The sequence below is a fragment of the Demequina lutea genome (assembly GCF_013409005.1).
In the GTDB taxonomy this organism is placed as follows: Bacteria; Actinomycetota; Actinomycetes; order Actinomycetales; family Demequinaceae; genus Demequina; species Demequina lutea.
The window spans coordinates 703,923-720,821 of the sequence record NZ_JACBZO010000001.1 but is presented as its reverse complement, the minus strand read 5'-3'; the positions used below and the strand labels follow the sequence as shown (position 1 = coordinate 720,821).

Genomic DNA, 16,899 nt, shown 5'->3' with positions numbered 1-16,899 from the left:
GTTTAGCACGCGGCCGGTACGCTGATCATCACAAGAGCATTACCGCTCCCACACGCCCCAAGGAGACCGCATGTCCGGTGCACGCCGCCCCACGATGGCGGACGTCGCTGCCAAAGCGGGCGTCTCGCTTTCGACGGTCTCGCTCTCCTATTCCGGCGCGGGCCCCATCTCCCCCGACATGAAGATCCGGGTCGAAAAGGCCGCAAGCGACCTCGGGTACGCCGGGCCGTCGCCCCAAGCGCGCGCGTTGCGTTCCGGTCGCACCAATGTGGTCGGATTGGTCATCCACGAACACCTTCAGTTCGCGCTCAGGGACCCGTTGACGCTAAGGGTGCTCGATGGTGTGGTGGGCGACCTTGGCGACATGGGGCTCGGCGTGCTCCTGATCCCCTCGCCCACCACGGAGAGCACCGAGCCTGGGCTGCTCGACACCGCGCCGATGGACGCGGCCGTGATCATGCGCACCCGCGATCACGACGAGCCCGCGCTCGAGACACTCGAACGCAGGGGCCTCCCCGTGACCATCGTCGAGGGAACCGCACCGGGCGCCGCCTCCGTGACCATCAATGACACGGCGGGCACCGCCCATCTGATTCGCCACCTGGTCGAGCTCGGCCACACGCGCATCGCTACGGTGACCTTGCCCCGGAATTCCCTGTGTGAGACCGCCATCGTCGAGGGGGACATGCTCGCCGGGCCCCTGTGGGCACCCACTTATCACCGTCTCCAGGCGTTCAGCGACGTCGGAATCGAACCGTGTGTGGTGATCGAGACGCGGGCGTCTTTCATCGAGGAGGGCATAGCCGCCGGGCATATGGCGTTGTCGCACCCCTCGCGCCCCACCGCGGTCGTCTGTCAGTCGGACCTTCTCGCTGGCGGTGTGGTGCTTGCGGCCAGGGAACTCGGGCTTCAGGTGCCCCGCGACGTGTCGATCACCGGCTTTGACGGGCTCGACCTCGCGTGGTTGGCCCCCATGGAGCTCACCACGATGACACAAGACGCCGCCGCGAAGGGCCACCTCATCGCGCAGTGCGTCAAGGCGTTGCTCGCCGGTGAGGAGCCCCCCGCCTTCGAGCTCCCCGTCGAGTTCAAGCGGGGCAACAGCACGGCCGTCGCGCGCGACAGGTAGGGCCAGGACGGGGCGCCTGCCCAGGCCCCGAAACGCAAAGGACGCCGCCCGGTTTCCCGGACGGCGCCCCTGATCGAGCGTTAGTGGATGAAGTGGGTGATGAGGTCCTGCGCGAAGTACACCGCGAAGAGGCCGGCCGCCGCCCACATGAGCGGCTTCACTTCCTTGGCCTTGCCCGTGGCGGCGTGCAGCACCGAGTAGCTGATGAGTCCAAGGCCGATGCCCGCAGAGATCGAGTACCCAAACGGCATGACGATTATCGTGAGGAACGCCGGAACCGCGATGCGCCAGTCCCTCCAGTCGATGTCGACCACCGAGGTCAGCATGAGGAGACCCACCAGGAGCAATACCGGCGTCGCGGCCTCGAAGGGCACCAGAGAAGTCAACGGCGCGAGGAAGATCGCCACCAGGAACGCCAGGCCCGTCACTACTGACGAGAATCCCGTCCTTGCGCCGTCACCGACTCCAGATGCGGACTCGATGTATGCGGTGTTAGACGAGACGCCACCGAGACCACCGGCGATGGCCGCGACCGAGTCGACGATCAGGATCTCCTGCGAGTTATCGGGCACACCTTCTTCGTCGTTGAGGCCAGCCTCTTCGCCCACGGCGGTCATCGTGCCCATGGTGTCGAAGAAGTCGATCATGAACAACGAGAAGACCAGCAGGACGCCGGAGACGATTCCCAGGTGAGCGAATCCGCCAAAACTCACATGACCGAGCGTCCCGAAGTTCGGAGCCGCGATCAGGTTCTTGCCGCTGAAGGTCGGCACGTTGAGCGCCCAACCCTTGGGGTTGCCGAAGCCTCCATCGTAACCGCCGAGTTTCGCGATGGCCTCAACCAGGAAGGCCAGCACCGTCGTGCTGACGATCGCAATGAGGAACGCGCCCCTGACCTTGCGGATGTACAGGAACGCCGCAATCATGACGCCGATAAGGAACACGAACGTGGGCCACGTGCTGACCGCACCATCGATCCCGAATGTCGAAGGCGTCGGATCTCCCGGACCCACACCCTTGACACCGGCGGGTGAAGGATCGGTGACCACGCGCGCATCCCACAGCGCGATAAACGCGAGGAACAGGCCGATGCCGGCGGCGATCGCCTTCTTCAGGGCCAGAGGAACCGCGACCAGGAGCTTCTGTCGCAACTTGGTGAGCACCAAGATGAGAACGAGAACACCCTCGAGGACGATGAATCCCATCGCCTCGGCCCACGTCAGCCCCATGCTGGCGACGAGCCCGTACGCGACGACCGAGTTGATGCCGAGGCCTGCCGCCACGGCCAGCGGGAACCGAGCCCACGCACCCATCAAGGCCGTCATGAGGCCTGCGACGAGCGCGGTACCTGCCGCGATCACGGCGAGGTTCTTGCCGTTCGTCGGGTCGCCACCAAGGAAGTGGCCGTTGCGGTCCTTAACGAAGCCGAGGATCAGGGGGTTGAGAACCACGATGTAAGCCATCGTGAAGAAGGTCGTGAGTCCACCGCGGACCTCTTGACCGAACGACGATCCCCTTTCGGAGATCGAGAAATATGCGTCGAGCTTCTGTGCGAAGCCCGTCCTCTCCTTTGATGCAGTTGCCATATGCGCATCGTGGCAGGGATGGGCGCACACCGTCGCCCGCTGGGGGTCAAAGCGCGCGGCAAATCGTTGTCGAGTTCCTACAACGACCGCTGTCGACTACGCATAAATCGGAATTCGCGGGCTCGCAAAAAGCCGGGACGGCCCCAGGAACGATGCGTATTCAGAAACTATGCGTATTCAAAAACTATGCGCCGTCGAGAAGCGCGCGGCCGTCGGGAACTGCGCCGTCGGGAACTGCGCCGTCGGGAACTACGCGCAGTCGGGAACTACGCGCAGTCGACGAGTGCTTGCGCCTTGCCAAGCACCTTCGCGCCGTCAACCGTAACGGTGACGTCGATGCGGGCTTGCTTCACGTCATGGTCGAGTGCGCCCACGACCGCAGTCACGCGAACCATCACGCCCTCGAGGGCATCCACGGCAATCGGCCTGGTGAACCGGGCCTGGAAGTCGACAACGTTCCCCGCGCCGGCCCACTCCTCGACCACCGACGCACCCACGCCCATGGTGAGCATGCCATGGGCGATCACCCCGTCGAGACCCACGGATTGTGCGAAGGCGTCGTTGTAATGAATCGGATTGAAGTCGCCCGATGCGCCCGCGTAGCGAACAAGCTTGCCCCTGGTGAATTCCACCTCGCGGGCCGCTACCTGGTCTCCCACGTTGAGCGACACGAAGGCGGGCAATGTCTCGTCGCTCATGAGTCGTCCCTCACTGCCAGCGTCGACCGAATGATCGATACCGGCGCGCCGTCCGCGTCCGTGATCTCGGTCCGGGTGGTCACCATCGAAATGCCCGCGCGCTGCGTGATCGACTCGATGGCCACGGCCGCCTGCACGACGTCGCCCGCAACGAGCGGCCGATGGTGGGTGAAGCGCTCGTCGGCGTGAACGACCTTCGAGAAGTCGACACCCACCTCCGGGTCAGTGACCACGTGGAACTCGGCGCGTTGCGCGATCAGGACCGCGAACGTCGTGGGAGCCACCACGTCGGGGTAGCCCTCCGCGCGAGCAATGTCGGGATAGAAATGCGCGCCAGATCGTGCGTCGACGGCATCGGCGAATTCGCGGATCTTGATCCGCGTGACCTCGTACGCCTCGAAAGGGCCGTACGTGCGGCCAACAACTTCTGGATTTACAGGCACGGAACAACCCTATCGAAAGGGAGGGCGAGCTCGTGGCCTCAGGGACAAAGATCGCAAATCACCAACGACGGGACGGTCTACTTCTGCCACACATACGTCACGACGAGGGCGCGGTGATCGGCGCTAGGAACCACAACGGTCGTGACGGAAACGGCCGAAAGTTGCGAGTTGTGCACCATCACGTGATCGATCGCGACGACGGGCATGGGCAACGTGCCGTTGGGAAACGTCGGCAGGAATCCGGCGCCGGCCTGATCCACCGCGTCCCTGAAGCCGAGCGCCTCGAGGTCGCGAAATGCGCGGTGATCCCTCGTCGTGTTGAAATCCCCCGCGACGATGACGGGTCCGTCGGGCTTGGAAAGAATCCCACTGAGAGCCTCCATGTCGCTGGCCCACCGGGAGTGGTCGAACAGCCCCGGCGCGGCGGGGTGCACGGCAAAGATGGCGACGGGCTCTCCGCCCACGGTCACCGTGGCCCTCGCCGCATGCGACGTGAGCCCCGGCACTGGCTCTGCGGAGGCCATCGGCAGGCGAGACCACAGGCCCGTCCCTTCCACGCCCGACTGCGGAAGCGTCTCGCCATACGGCAGTTCGCTTTCGAGGCCGGCAGCCCGAAGGGCATCGGCCTCCGCGGGAGTCAACTCCTCCACCGCGAGCACGTCGATCGAGCGATCCCGCACCATGGCGACGACCGCGTGGGCGTCGGCCTGGCCGAGCGTGAGATTCAGGGTCGCCACACGAAGGGTGGCGGCCTTTGCCAGCGACGCGGTAGGGCCGTTCGCCAGGGATAACGGCGCGAGCCACACGTCGCACAAGATGAGCGCGACGCCGGCCACGGCCGTGAGCGTCCACGACCGGGCGAGCAGCGCGCACACCAGCGGGAGGATGCACGCGACGGTGACCCAGGGCATGAAGGAGACGGCGTAGGCGAGGGGACCTGCCTCCCATCCCGTCAGACGCACCACGATCGGCACGAGTACTGCGGCGAGAGAGAGCGCCGCTGCCGCGCGCACGAAGACGGGCCATCGGCGGCGTCTACTCGCCACGTGTGCGGCGCCTGCGGTTCCGTCGTGAACCTGCTGCGATGCGGTATCCCCCATGGCAGGAGTCTGCCACGCGACCGAGCCACGGCGGGCTGTGGGCGGTAGCTCGGGAAAGCACGACGCCCGCCTCGGCACGGGGCCGGGCGGGCGTCGAAAAGCGTGAGGCTTAGCGCGTCTCGCGGTGCGGCTGGTGGTTGCCGCACTTGGGGCAGAACTTCTTCAGCTCAACCCGGTCGGGGTTGTTGCGGCGGTTCTTGCGCGTGATGTAGTTGCGGTTCTTGCACTCCGTGCATGCGAGCGTGATCTTGGGGCGTACATCGTTCTTGGCCATATTCTGACTCCCTGCCTTGTTGTTCACGCTCGCGCGTGCCGGACCACCTGGATCGATGGAACCTGTAGCGAGGGCGGGACTCGAACCCGCGACCCCACGATTATGAGTCGTGTGCTCTAACCACCTGAGCTACCCCGCCGGGTAAGCAACGCACGCACCGTCGCCAAAGACGGCGGTATGTCATCACTGTGAGCCCCGACAGGGATTCGAACCCTGGACCTTTTCCTTACCATGGAAACGCTCTACCGACTGAGCTATCGGGGCAAGCCGGACTAGCGTACCGGACCGAGGGCCCCGAGTGAAATCGGGCCCGCCAAGTGTCCGTCGGCGCCGCTACAGTGGCCATCGTGACCCAGTCTCTCAGCGCAGCTCAGGCTCGGAGAACCTTCCTCGACGCCCAAGGCTTGGCGGGCAAGCGCCGGGCCCGAAGACCGCGAGTGCAGGACTTCGCCACGTATCTCGAGCGACAGGGCGTGTTGCAGCTCGACACCGTGAATGTGCTCGCCCGCGCTCACTATTTGCCGTTCTTCTCGCGGCTGGGGCCCTACGACACCGATGCCCTCGACACCTACCTCTGGGGCGCCCCCGACGGCCACGGCGCTCACACATTCGAGCATTGGGGGCACGAGGCGTCGGTCATGCCGGATGACCTGTTGCCTGCGATGCACCACCGCATGGCGACCGACGGCAACTGGATGTCGCGCACTCGCGATCGCCTCGAAGCAGAACGGCCAGGGCTCATCGCCCAAGTGCGCGCGTTCGTGAACGATCGCGGCCCCGTCACCAGTAGCGAGGTCGAGCACCTCTCTCCCCGCGCGAGCAAGCGGGGCACGTGGTGGGACACGAGTCACGTCAAGGACGCGCTGGACCTGCTGTTCATCACCGGCGAGGTGGCGTCCTCGCGCGGCAAGAACTTCTCGCGGACGTACGACGCCACCGAGAGGGCCTGGGGGCTTCCCCCCGCGGCCCCGACGCCCTCGTGGGCGCTGCCCGCCGATGTCGGTCGCCAGGAGCTCTTTGACAGGGCCCTTTTCGCTTGCGGGATCGGCACGCCCGCAGACCTGTGCGACCACTTCCGGCTGCCGATGCGACCAGGCAAGAACGCCCCAGACGCGGCGGGCGGCGCGGCATGGGCGGCATCGGCCGTCGAACGCGGCCTCGCCGAATGGGTGTCCGTCGAGGGCTGGAGCGAGCCCGCCCTGCTCGCCAAGGGAGAGCCAACACCGGAGGCCCCCTGGCATCGGCCTGCAAGCGACCCTGGCCGCGCGACGGGCGCGGCGCTGCTGAGCCCCTTCGACCCCGTCTGTTGGTACCGCCCACGCCTCGAGCGCATGTTTGGCATGGAATACAGGATCGAGATCTACACGCCCGCGCCCAAGCGCGTGTACGGCTACTACTGCTTGCCGTTCCTGCTGGGAGATCAGATGGTGGGTCGGGTTGACCTCAAGGCTGACCGCCAGGCGGGCGTGCTGCGTGTCGCGGCGGTTTGGCGCGAGGAGGGTGCGGTGCGTGGAACGCGGCGACGGACTGACGAGGAGATCGTCGAGTTACTTGCCGGGGAACTGGGTGGCATGGCTCGGTGGCTCGCGCTCGATCGGATCGAGGTCGGACCCGGCGGCAACATTGCGGGCCACTTGGGAGCATTCCTGCGCTGAGCGCGGGACTCAGGACCCCGGCCCGGCCATGTCGTGACCCACGGCGACAGTGTGGACGTCGATCCACCCCACGGCCTCACGAATGTCGAACTCGGTGACATCGGCGTCGTCATCGGCGAGAATCGCTTCGCCTTCGAGGGTGACTCCTTCAGGGAGCGCCTCATCGATGAGTGCCCGCAAGTCATGTTCAAGACCCGGCACGTCGTAGTCCCCCACCGCTGGCCCGAGGGCCTCATCGATGTACCCCTGGAGCGTCGGCGAGGAGGAACCGAACAACATCTCGGTCACCGAAGGCGACACCAGGATCTTCATACCCCCCAGGGTATCAGCGTCGGTTCGAAGTCGCGCGGGCTGGCGCCGCAGCGTGCCCAAGTGCCGGGTCGCGACGGTCCCGCGTGCGGCGCGACCGTTCATCCGCCCGCCCAGCACGGCGGCGATCCGGCACTTCGGTACACAACCGGCACCTCAGTACAGCGGTGGCGAGGAGAACCGCATCAGCTCGGGACTCCGCCGGAACGCAGAAGGCCCGGCGAACCGGGCCCAGAAATGACGAGGGCCCGGCGAACCGGGCCCCGTCGTGGCAGGTGAGGGATTCGAACCCCCGTAGTCGTAGACGGCTGATTTACAGTCAGCTCCCTTTGGCCGCTCGGGTAACCTGCCGCGCGCTTGGCGCGCATGGAAGAATAGCAAGGATTGCGGGGCCATAGCGAACGCGGGCCCCGCTGACGGCGCGGCGGCCCACCGGGGCAAGCGGCCGCAAGACTTAAGGAGGACTCCATGGCAGGCGACAGCAGCTTTGACGTAGTGAGCAAGGTAGACCCTCAGGAGGTCGAGAACGCCCTCAACCAGGCCTACAAGGAGATCGACCAACGATACGACTTCAAGGGCGTGGGAGCGTCGATCGAGAAGTCGGGCGAGGCGATCCTCATGAAGGCCAACTCCCCCGAGCGCGTCAAGGCCGTGATGGACGTCTTCATCGCCAAGCTCGCCAAGCGCGGCGTGAGCCTCAAGTCGCTCGAGTACGGTGAGCCACAACCCTCGGGTAAGGAATACCGCCTCACGGCGACCATCAAGGAGGGCATCTCTCAGGAGATCGCCAAGAAACTCACCAAACTAGTGCGCGACGAGGGACCCAAGGGCGTCAAGGCGCTCATCCAGGGCGACGAACTGCGCATCACGTCCAAGAGCAGGGACGACCTCCAGGAGACGATGGCGCTTCTCAAGGGTGCCGACGTCGAGGCGGACCTGCAGTTCACCAACTACCGCTGATGACTTCCGCGTCCCGTAGGGGCGCACACGAACGACGCTGGCGGACCTGGATTCCGCCGCAACACGGCGTCTGGGCGATGCTGCTCCTGCCGTATCTGGCTGGCTTGCAGTTCGGGTTGAGTTGGCTGCACGTGCCGCTTCTTGTCACATGGCTCAGCGGCTGGCTCGCGTCGTACTACGCCTTGCTTGCCGTTAAGACCTTGCGTCTGCGCCGGTACTGGAGGCAGTTCCTCGCCTACGGGGTGGTGAGCGCCGTCGCCGCCGTGCCGCTCTTCGCGCTGAGGCCCGGCCTGCTGTGGTTTGCTCCGGCCTTTGCGGTGCTGCTGGCGGTAAACGCCCTCGCGGCCCGCATGGGGCAAGAGCGCGCATCCGTCAACGGCATCGCTTCGGTGACGATGGCGTCGCTCATGGCCATGATCGCGCCGGCGACGGCGGGCCTCGAGTGGACCCTGGGCGTTCCCGTCGCGGTTGCCGCCTGGCTCTACCTCGCGGGATCCGTCTTCTACGTCAAGACGATGATTCGCGAGCGCGGCAGTCGCGCGCACTACGTGGTTTCGGTCGCATTCCACGCGGGCGCTATCGCGGCCTGCCTGGGCGTGAACCCGTGGCTTGCGATTCCCTTCGCATGGTTCCTGCTCCGCGCCGCAGTACTGCCGCGGTTCAGCCTCAAAGTGCCGGTCGTTGGCGCCATCGAGGTGGCGAACTCCTTGCTTCTTCTCGGCTTTCTCACGCTCGCGTGGTGGGCCTAGGCGCTTGCCTGCTTGCGCCTCGCGAGAATCGCGTCAAGGGCGCCCGTCGTCGGCGACTGCTGCGCCGAGCGCTCCACAGAGGCCTCCGCCCTGGCGGAGCGGTCGTATGCGTGCGTCGAGGCCGCGTAGTCGTCCTCGGACATGGGCCGCGCGACCTGCTGGCGCACCGCAGGCTTGAGGGCGTAAGCCGGAACGGGCATCGTGCGAGGACGCCATCCAGCGGCTTCGTCGGCCAAGACCTGGGACTCTTCGGCGGCGGCCGCTTGAATCGCGGCTTCGACCGCTACGGCATGAGCCGCTCGCTCGGCTGCGGCACGGCGTGTCAGTGCAGGCGCGGCAAGCGGGGCCAAATCTGCAGACGTGACGATGGCGATGGCTTGAGTGGCAACGGCGCTCGGCTCGGCGTGCACTCCGCCCGCACGGGCAGCGGCGACGGCCCTCAGGGCGCGCGTGGCAGTAGCGGCCGCCTCGACCTCTCTCGTGACTCCACGCACTTGTGCGAGCGCCTGGCGCTCTGCGGCGCCTGCCTTCGCGGACGAGGCCACCGCCGTCGCGAGCGCGGCCGTAAACAACGCCGCAATGATCGCGGGAAAACCAGTTGCGGCCACCAATATCCATGCGATCAGAGTCGTGGCGGCCGCGATTCCCGATACCGCGGCGCGGCGCCGCGCCTGAATGGCGCGCTGCGCCATCGAACCCAGGCGGTCCTGCCGCAAGTGCAAGCTTTCGCGTTGCGCGTGAGTGGCGGCCTTGTCGAGCGGTCCTTGCGGCCGCGACATGTGCTGATCTCCCAAGGCGCTCACCTTGGCCCTCGCGGCGCCGGTAACAAGCAGCGGGATCTCGGTCGATGCGCTCGATGCATCTCGCGGAGCAACGCGCGCCGCCGAGGCCCTCACGACACGCATGTCGGCCGAATAGCGGTCCTCCGTGCGCACCAACGCGTAGTCGGATCGCTCCCTGATGCGCTGAGGCAACACATAGGCAAGGGCAAGCCCAACTGCGATGATCGCGAGAAGTCCTGCGGGTGGCATGAGACGACGGTACGGCCGCCTCGGTCACGCGAACGGGATGCGGTGCGGCGTGTCAGCCGGACACGTTGCTCGACACGCCTGTCCACCACTCGCCGGACCGGCGCTCAGCAGACGTCGCCGCGAAGATTCGGTGGTCCCGCCAGGCACCGTCGATGTAAAGGTAAGACTGCCTCATGCCCTCTTCGCGGAGGTCGAGTTTGCGGGCGACGGACAACGACGCGGAGTTCTCTGGACGAATCGCCACCTCGATACGGTGCAGGCCCTGACCGAACGCGTACTCGGACATCAGGACCACGGCGGCGGGCGCGATGCCGTGACCCGCCTCGTCTTGAGACACCCAGTAACCCAACGAGCCGCCCCGCTCCGCTCCCCACTCGATGCGGCCCAGAGTCACGCGACCCACCAGCCGACCGTCCTTCTCGATCACCATCGGAAAGCTTCGCCTGGCCCTCCACATCGAGTTTTCCTTGCGGATAAAGGTCCTGAAGCTGACGGGGGCGTCCGCGGTGCCGGGCGGAGCCGTCGCTTCCCACGGACGCAACCAGTCCCTATTGCGGTTGCGCAACGCGATCCACTCAGCCTCATCCCTCATCCTCAGGAGGCGAAGCCGAACGCCGTCTCTGTGCAACTCGGGCGCGGGCCATCTCATCGCGGCCACCACAACACATCTACGGCGTCGCCCACACGAACCTCAGTGGTCGACTCTGGGACAAGACACAGACCGTCTGAAGCCGCCAAGTCGCGCAGAGTCGGCGCAGCCGGGTCGCCGATGGGTTCGACGCGCGCCGCATCCGCGTCCTTGCATCGGACGACGGCGACTACTTGAGCGAAGCCGAAGGGCGAGGCCCAAGCCGCACCCGCGACCGACTCAACCCTGGCCGTCAAGACGCCCCTGAGTTCGGCCACCGCATCGACTACGTAGGACGCGAACGCGGCCGCCGCATCCACGGGGTGACCGGGAAGCGCGAGAAGTGCCACGGGTCGGCCATCGCCTGGCCCGATGGTCCCCAATCCATGGCGAGAACCAGGGCTCAACCGCACCATGCGGACCTCGACGCCGAAGGCATGCGACAAAACCGGCCCGACGATGTCGCTCCACTCGGTCGACAGTCCGCCCACCGTGATGACGAGGTCGGCCTGGAGCGCCGCATCGTCAATGGCCGCCCTCAGGGCCGGCGCGTCATCGGGCACGGTCATGACCCGCACGACCCTGGCACCGGCCGCACTGAACAAGACCGAGAGCATGGGCCCCGTCGCGTCGGCGATAGGTTCCGATGCCGCGACCGACTGCTCGTGAGACGTGCCGTGGGACTGGAGTTCGCTACCCACCGCAATGATGACGACGCGCGGTGCAGGCCGCACCATCATCGATGCCGCACCGCACGCAGCAAGGGCCGCGACGTGACCGGCGCTTAGCCTCGTGCCCGCGGCGACCACCACGTCGCCCTCCGTGATTTCGTGGCCAACGGGAACCACTCCAGCACCCGCAACCGTCTCGGCGTCGAGAATGACCGATGTGGCCGTGCCCTCACCGCGCATCACCACGGCGTCCGCACCAAAGGGAAGTGCGGCGCCGCGCGCCACGCGGACGGCCGCTCCCGGTACCAGTCTGGTGGGCGACCCTCCAGGTAGCGCGTCGTGAGTGACGGCGAGCGTCACCGGACGCATGCGTGCCCCTTGCGTGTCGACGCTGCGCACCGCGAAGCCATCCCGGGCCGCGAGCGCGAGTGGAGGGATGGCGTGGGGCGCCGCGTAATCCGCTACCGACACGCAGCCAACGGCATCCGCGAGAGACAAGTTGAGGGGCGCGAGCGGGGAAAAGAGCGCGACGACATCCGCCCTGTGCTCTTCGAGGCTGCGCGATGTCACCTACGCATTGTCGTGTGCCACAAGGAAGCACCGCAACCACCAGGCAACTTGTTGCCGAAAAGGCGACGGCCGCGAACCCGGGCGCCATGACCTCTGAGCGGCACGAAAAGCGCTTGCGACAGTCCGGTCACGCAGTGTTCACAAGGGTTTGACACAATGGCGGCATGACACCGCTGTCGCACATCGACCCCCACACCCTTCCGCCAGCGGAGCAGAAGTCCGCTTGGCGTAGTTCTGTGCGGCGTATTCGCTTGCAGAGGGGCGAGAAGCGCAACACGCAACATGCCGAGACCTTGAGGGATTTGGTGATGGCGCTGCCCGAATTCGAGGGCGTCAAGTGTGCCTCGGTATATGTGTCTCGCAGTTTCGAGCCTGGGACTCTCCCGCTCATCGAGGCAATGCTCGAGCAAGGCGTTGAGGTGCTGCTTCCACGGCTCGGCGAGGGACTTCAGCGGGGGTGGAGCGTGTACTCGCAGGCCGACGACCTGGTTCCCAGGTCCCCTGGGCGCCCGCCCGAGCCATCGGGCGACTTCTTGCCCCAGAGCCGCCTCGCAGACGCGGACATCATTGTGGTCCCCGCCCTGGCCGCTGATACGAAGGGCACACGCTTGGGGCAAGGAGCGGGCTGGTATGACCGAGCCCTGACCGACGCGCGGCCGGGCGTTCCCATCGTCGCCTTGGTCTTCGACGACGAGTTTCACGACGCGGCCGAACGGCCAATCCCCCGTGAGTGGCACGACGTTCCCGTCATGATTGTGGTGCGACCGTCTGGAGTGGCTCGCATAGTCGCGTAAAATCGCGCCATGCCCACCTACTCGTACGCCTGTGCCGCGTGTGCGCACCGGTATGACGTGGTCCAGTCAATTCACGATGACTCCCTGACGGTCTGCCCCGAATGCGGCGGCAAACTGCGCCGCGTGATCTCCGCGGTCGGCGTGTCGTTCAAGGGTTCGGGCTTCTATCGCACGGACTCGCGGTCCTCGAAGTCGTCTTCGCTCGCGGGATCGTCGTCGACGCCGGCGGCAAGTTCGTCATCCGAGTCTTCGTCGGGCACTTCGGCTGCACCGAGCAAGCCGGCCGCACAGGGCAATTCGACTGCACACGGCAAGCCTGCCTCTACCAGTGCGGCGGCCGATCCCTCTTAATCTCGTCGTCGCGACTGCCCGGGCCGCGGTCGCCCCAGGCAGCGTCCTCGTCCTCCCACGCACGTGTGGGAATCAGCGGCCTGCCCACGCCCTTCACCGGGGTCTTTCGCGGTTGCCACGCCTCTGAGGGTGAGACGGTGGCGCGCTCGGGCGCGGGCTCGGGCTCCGGCTCAGGTTCGAGTTCGGGTTCCGGCTCGACCTCGGGTTCCGGCTCAGGTTCGGTTTCGGGCTCGGTTTCGACCTCAGGCTCAGGCTCGGTCTCGAGTTCCGGTTCCAGCGTCGCGTGATCGAAGAAGTCCTCGCCGGAGTCCCGCTCGTCGGAAGCCTGCGGCTCGGCGTCGTCATCGGCGTCTAGCTCAGGGATCGGCCCCACCCCGCCGCCCTCGACCACGGCGCGCACCGTTGCGGCCGCGCGCGCCGGATCCATGAAGACGTCCAGCGTCCACAAGGACACGACTGTCCAACCAAGCGCCTCGAGCCTGGCGTACTGCCACCTCATCCGGTCGCGGACGGACCCGCGCGGACCATCCGGGTGCTCGTCGGTCACGACCGCGACGTGGTAGCCCCGGTCGTGAGAGCCTCCCACGACCATCGGGATGGCCTGACCGCCGACGCCATAGCGCAGTCGCACCGCGAGCCCCTCTGCACGAAGCAGGCGCGCGACGTCGGCCAACAACCAGTCGGCCGCTCCAGGCGCCTTACGCTCGGCGGGTACCGCGGGGCGACGCGAGCTCTCGATAAGCCCCCTCACGGCGTCCACACCACGAGCGTCGGCGCAAGAATGGGCGATCGCGGCAAGGTGATGAGTGTCGAGCGCGGCAAAGACGCGCACATCTGTCCGCGCCGCGACCAGTGCCTGGGCGATCGCCGCCGCACCGGTCGCCGAACCGAGAATTCCCACATCGACGGGAAGGACGCCCCGATGATCGCGCGCGTAGCCGAGGGCAAGCACCACCTCATCGACGTCCAAGCCCGTGGCTTCGCCGAGTTCGGTCACGACAACCCGTTCGGCAACCGCAGGCGCACGCTCGGCAAGGGCGTCGGCGATGCGAGCGGCGTGCAAGGCGTTTCCCGCGACGACCGCGACGGTGCGGCGCGGCACGGTGAGCGCGGCGCGCTCGACGGCCTCGACCACTGCGGCCACCTCGGCGCGCGTCGACTCGACCACATGCCTGCCTGCAACCGGCTGAGCAACCCCGTCGACCGTCGTCGCGGTGAGTCCGCGGCCCTCGACTGGCTGCCCGGGAGCGGGCACGACCGGCACCGAGCGCTCGTAACCCAAGCCGGCAAGCACCGCGCTCACGCGCGGATCACGCGCTTGCGGAAGCGCACTGAGGTGCACGTGCGGCAGCAACGAAGCCACATCCGACACGGCCGATCGTGTGGCACTCACCGTGTCGGCCACCACGATGACCTGTGTCGCCCTGGCAAGCGCAGGTACGACCTGAGCCGTCGCTAGCGATTCGATCCCCACGAGTACGAGGAGGTCGACGCATCGGGCGGGCGGCAAGAGGTGCGCGACCTGATCGGCTCGCGCGACAACCACGGGCCGTAACGCGGCGACGACGGCGCCGAAGTCGCGTCGCAATTCGCGGACCGATGACTCGCTCGCCTCCATCAACGTCGCGAACAAGTCGCGTGCATCTTCCGGGTGTCGCGCGATTGCCTTGCGGCGCTGCTCCGCGGCGGCACGCATCAGCGGCTGTGACCGCCTCGAAGCAAATTCCGCATCGAGCGCCACATAACTGTCGACGGCCGAGCCGAGAGCACCTTGCTCGATCAGCCGCGGATCCGCGCCTACGATCGCGTCGAACGCAGATGCCCACCAGGCAAACTCGAGGTCGACACGGATCTGTTCGGGTGAGGCCGCGCGTTCCTCCAGTCCCGAGACCAACTCGGAGAATCCATCTTCGACCGGGTCGATGCTGGCCGGGGCGGCGGGCGCCATCGCCAGCCCTCCTGGAATATCCTCCGCGAGATCGTGGAGAGCGGAGAGCAACTCGGACCACGGCGTCGCATCGGGTGTCTCGAGGCCGGCGGCGTCGAACAAGAAGGGCTCAAGCACCACCCATGCCTCGTCGACCTTGGCCATGCGAGATGCGTAGACAGCAAAGTCATCAGGCACGACGGGCCATCCCCCCGCAGAACACTGGGCCCGCCACCGCTCGGACTCGTTTGCCGCCGCAGTGAGCCTGTCATGCAAGGGCTCCTTCGTACGACCGGGCCGCAACAACTCGGCCGCTCTGCGGGCGAGCGCTCGCCGCGTGCGCCGCGGAAGGGTCTCTTCCATCTCGATCCCGCGGGGGGCGGTGGCGGTCACTAGGTCCACAAGTGAACGGTGATAGACGGCAGGAGTGAAGGTGTCGAGAGTCCGCTGAACATCGGTGAAGAGCAGCACCTGCTCGCGCCACACCTCCAAGCTAGGAGCATCGTCCACTCCCGTGGCCGCGGCGGCGCTCACGGCGTCAGCACGCAGGCCGGGAAGTCCACGGACCACCACTGCGAGGGCCTCGTCAAGTTGCAAGCCTTGTTCCGCGGAGGCAACGACGCGGTGCCACCACGGCACCACGGCGTCCTCGGCGGGCGCGGCGACTTGATCTTGAGGCAACTCGGTGCCGACCCCGTGAATCCGCTCCACGAGCGACGAAGCGACATGCGACAGCCCGTGTTCCGCGATCGCCGCCACCGCATCGGAACCCAGGCGGGCCGTTGTCACCGGTTGCGGCTCGCTCGCGGTAAGCCTGACGATTGCTTGCACCGTTTCGAAGGCGCTGACACCCCACGGCCGCCTTGGCCGGTGAAGGGCCTCGTAGCGGTCGGCAACTTCGGCACGCGCTCTCAGGAGTTCGTCTCCGAGGCGACGCAACTCATCTTCTCCGACTTCAGGAGTGTCGAAGGTGAGCGACGCGAGCAGGCGCGCGCGCGCGTCGGCATGCCACGCGGACGAGACCCCCGTGATGGCGATGTCCCCGATGCCCTGCTCCACAAGTTCTGCGTCAACCGCGTCGAGCGCCGCGTCCGAACCTCCCACGACCGCCGCTGTCCTTCCGGACGCCGCGGCATCGGCGACAAGCGCGGCAACCATGCCCACGGCGTTGGAACCCGGCGGGGCGTCGACCACGAAGCTGCGACCGAGCGCCGCCATGTCGACGATCGCAAACGCGCCATCATCGAGGTCACCGATTCCCCGTTCGCCGAATGGGTCGCGGTCCGCTGCGGGCCAACGCGGCAGCGGCTCCATGAGAATGGTCCTGGCATCGACGTCGCCCGCAATCGCGGCGATGACGTCAGACGCCCCGATGACGGCGTCAAGCGCGTCGAGGTCGTCGAGCAGCTGCTGTTCTTGGTCTTCGAAGCCGCCGAGCAGGAGTCTCTCTTTGACCTCGAGTTCGCCGAAGAGGGGGGCGAGTTCTCGCACCTCCGCCCAGATGGGCCTCGGGTCGAATTCCTTGCCCTCCAAGGTGCTCTGGGCCCGGGCCGCAAGATCGGCCGGACCGCTCCGCTCGCGCAATGCTGCGGCGAACACGGGGTTGAGCTCGACCTGATGACGCAAGGTGATCGTGAGGTCGTTCTCGCGAGCCCTCTCGAGCGATACCGCTCTCATCAACAGGGGGACTTCCGTGTCGTCCCACGACGCGGTGCCCACCACGAGAGCCGCCGTCCACACGCCCGTCGCGGCCATGACATCCTCGGCCTCATCCAGGATCAGCCCGCCGCGCCACGCGGCCGCATGAAACGCGTCGCGATCGCGCATCAGTGTCGACAAGAGCGTAGGTCGCCCCGCAAACAGCGAAGCTAGGCCCGAGGGATGAGCCTTTTCCATGTCGATGATGGGCGCCTGGGTAGACGCCAGATTGCGAAGGGGCGAGACCGTCGAGCGAGAGCGCAACAACTCACGCCACTCCGCCAGCGCGTCGCCCACAAGGGCGCGCGAAATATAGTCCGACACGG

The 16,899-nt window shown here is 66.8% G+C and carries 16 protein-coding genes and 3 tRNA genes; 6 read left to right on the top strand and 13 right to left on the bottom strand.

Going from position 1 to position 16,899, the window contains the following annotated elements; genetic code table 11:
• Positions 1–70 precede the first annotated feature (70 nt).
• The gene (locus BKA03_RS03535) at positions 71–1,129 is read left to right on the top strand and encodes a LacI family DNA-binding transcriptional regulator (protein ID WP_062074622.1); all 1,059 of its coding nucleotides are present in this window, start codon (positions 71–73) and stop codon (positions 1,127–1,129) included.
• Between the two features lie 80 nt (positions 1,130–1,209).
• Here the strand turns inward: BKA03_RS03535 and BKA03_RS03530 are convergent, their stop codons facing one another.
• The 7 genes from BKA03_RS03530 to BKA03_RS03500 all read right to left on the bottom strand — a co-directional run bounded on the left by BKA03_RS03530 (position 1,210) and on the right by BKA03_RS03500 (position 5,494).
• Positions 1,210–2,715 (bottom strand): NCS2 family permease, encoded by a 1,506-nt coding sequence (locus BKA03_RS03530; RefSeq protein WP_062074623.1) that lies wholly within the window; start codon positions 2,713–2,715, stop codon positions 1,210–1,212.
• A gap of 266 nt (positions 2,716–2,981) precedes the next feature.
• Positions 2,982–3,413 carry a MaoC/PaaZ C-terminal domain-containing protein gene (locus tag BKA03_RS03525; protein WP_062074624.1) on the bottom strand — a complete coding sequence of 144 codons (432 nt, stop codon included), beginning with the start codon at positions 3,411–3,413 and terminating at the stop codon, positions 2,982–2,984.
• Complete coding sequence (locus tag BKA03_RS03520; protein ID WP_062074625.1) at positions 3,410–3,856, bottom strand: FAS1-like dehydratase domain-containing protein; 447 nt, start codon at positions 3,854–3,856, stop codon at positions 3,410–3,412. The genes BKA03_RS03525 and BKA03_RS03520 overlap by 4 nt, the downstream gene beginning before the upstream one ends.
• A 77-nt stretch (positions 3,857–3,933) precedes the next feature.
• Positions 3,934–4,956 carry an endonuclease/exonuclease/phosphatase family protein gene (locus BKA03_RS03515; protein ID WP_062074626.1) on the bottom strand — a complete coding sequence of 341 codons (1,023 nt, stop codon included), beginning with the start codon at positions 4,954–4,956 and terminating at the stop codon, positions 3,934–3,936.
• 109 nt (positions 4,957–5,065) lie between these two features.
• The gene (gene rpmG, locus BKA03_RS03510; protein WP_062074627.1) at positions 5,066–5,230 is read right to left on the bottom strand and encodes a 50S ribosomal protein L33; all 165 of its coding nucleotides are present in this window, start codon (positions 5,228–5,230) and stop codon (positions 5,066–5,068) included.
• Positions 5,231–5,295: 65 nt separating this feature from the next.
• Positions 5,296–5,369, bottom strand: a tRNA-Met gene (locus BKA03_RS03505).
• Between the two features lie 52 nt (positions 5,370–5,421).
• Positions 5,422–5,494, bottom strand: a tRNA-Thr gene (locus BKA03_RS03500).
• An 83-nt stretch (positions 5,495–5,577) separates the two neighbouring features.
• Here BKA03_RS03500 and BKA03_RS03495 point away from each other — a divergent pair.
• Entirely contained in the window at positions 5,578–6,885 is a 1,308-nt protein-coding gene (locus BKA03_RS03495; protein WP_179397690.1) for a winged helix-turn-helix domain-containing protein, read from the top strand.
• 9 nt (positions 6,886–6,894) lie between these two features.
• On the opposite strand, the gene BKA03_RS03490 is transcribed toward BKA03_RS03495, so the two are convergent.
• Together BKA03_RS03490 and BKA03_RS03485 are read right to left on the bottom strand one after the other, a co-directional pair.
• Complete coding sequence (locus BKA03_RS03490) at positions 6,895–7,197, bottom strand: hypothetical protein (protein ID WP_062074628.1); 303 nt, start codon at positions 7,195–7,197, stop codon at positions 6,895–6,897.
• A 266-nt stretch (positions 7,198–7,463) separates the two neighbouring features.
• Positions 7,464–7,545, bottom strand: a tRNA-Tyr gene (locus tag BKA03_RS03485).
• A 117-nt stretch (positions 7,546–7,662) separates the two neighbouring features.
• Between BKA03_RS03485 and BKA03_RS03480 the strand changes: the two genes are divergently transcribed.
• Both BKA03_RS03480 and BKA03_RS03475 read left to right on the top strand, forming a co-directional pair.
• Positions 7,663–8,154 carry a YajQ family cyclic di-GMP-binding protein gene (locus tag BKA03_RS03480; RefSeq protein WP_062074629.1) on the top strand — a complete coding sequence of 164 codons (492 nt, stop codon included), beginning with the start codon at positions 7,663–7,665 and terminating at the stop codon, positions 8,152–8,154.
• A complete protein-coding gene (locus BKA03_RS03475; RefSeq protein ID WP_083971357.1) occupies positions 8,154–8,903 on the top strand; it encodes a YwiC-like family protein in 750 nt (249 codons plus the stop codon). The genes BKA03_RS03480 and BKA03_RS03475 overlap by 1 nt, the downstream gene beginning before the upstream one ends.
• On the opposite strand, the gene BKA03_RS03470 is transcribed toward BKA03_RS03475, so the two are convergent.
• From BKA03_RS03470 to BKA03_RS15665, 3 genes are read right to left on the bottom strand one after another with little or no spacing between them, the layout of a single operon-like run.
• Positions 8,900–9,934, bottom strand: a complete 1,035-nt coding sequence (locus BKA03_RS03470; RefSeq protein WP_062074631.1) for a hypothetical protein — start codon at positions 9,932–9,934, stop codon at positions 8,900–8,902. The genes BKA03_RS03475 and BKA03_RS03470 overlap by 4 nt on opposite strands.
• Before the next feature lie 52 nt (positions 9,935–9,986).
• Positions 9,987–10,583 carry a GNAT family N-acetyltransferase gene (locus BKA03_RS03465; protein WP_062074701.1) on the bottom strand — a complete coding sequence of 199 codons (597 nt, stop codon included), beginning with the start codon at positions 10,581–10,583 and terminating at the stop codon, positions 9,987–9,989.
• Positions 10,580–11,803 carry a molybdopterin-binding protein gene (locus BKA03_RS15665; RefSeq protein ID WP_062074632.1) on the bottom strand — a complete coding sequence of 408 codons (1,224 nt, stop codon included), beginning with the start codon at positions 11,801–11,803 and terminating at the stop codon, positions 10,580–10,582. Before BKA03_RS15665 ends, BKA03_RS03465 begins: the two co-directional genes overlap by 4 nt.
• Positions 11,804–11,967: 164 nt before the next feature.
• Between BKA03_RS15665 and BKA03_RS03455 the strand changes: the two genes are divergently transcribed.
• Positions 11,968–12,597, top strand: coding sequence for a 5-formyltetrahydrofolate cyclo-ligase (locus tag BKA03_RS03455; RefSeq protein ID WP_062074633.1), 630 nt, complete (start codon positions 11,968–11,970; stop codon positions 12,595–12,597).
• A gap of 9 nt (positions 12,598–12,606) precedes the next feature.
• Positions 12,607–12,948 carry an FmdB family zinc ribbon protein gene (locus tag BKA03_RS03450; protein WP_083971360.1) on the top strand — a complete coding sequence of 114 codons (342 nt, stop codon included), beginning with the start codon at positions 12,607–12,609 and terminating at the stop codon, positions 12,946–12,948.
• On the opposite strand, the gene BKA03_RS03445 is transcribed toward BKA03_RS03450, so the two are convergent.
• Positions 12,920–16,897, bottom strand: coding sequence for a PDDEXK-like endonuclease domain-containing protein (locus tag BKA03_RS03445; protein ID WP_062074634.1), 3,978 nt, complete (start codon positions 16,895–16,897; stop codon positions 12,920–12,922). The genes BKA03_RS03450 and BKA03_RS03445 overlap by 29 nt on opposite strands.
• Between the last annotated feature and the right edge of the window lie 2 nt (positions 16,898–16,899).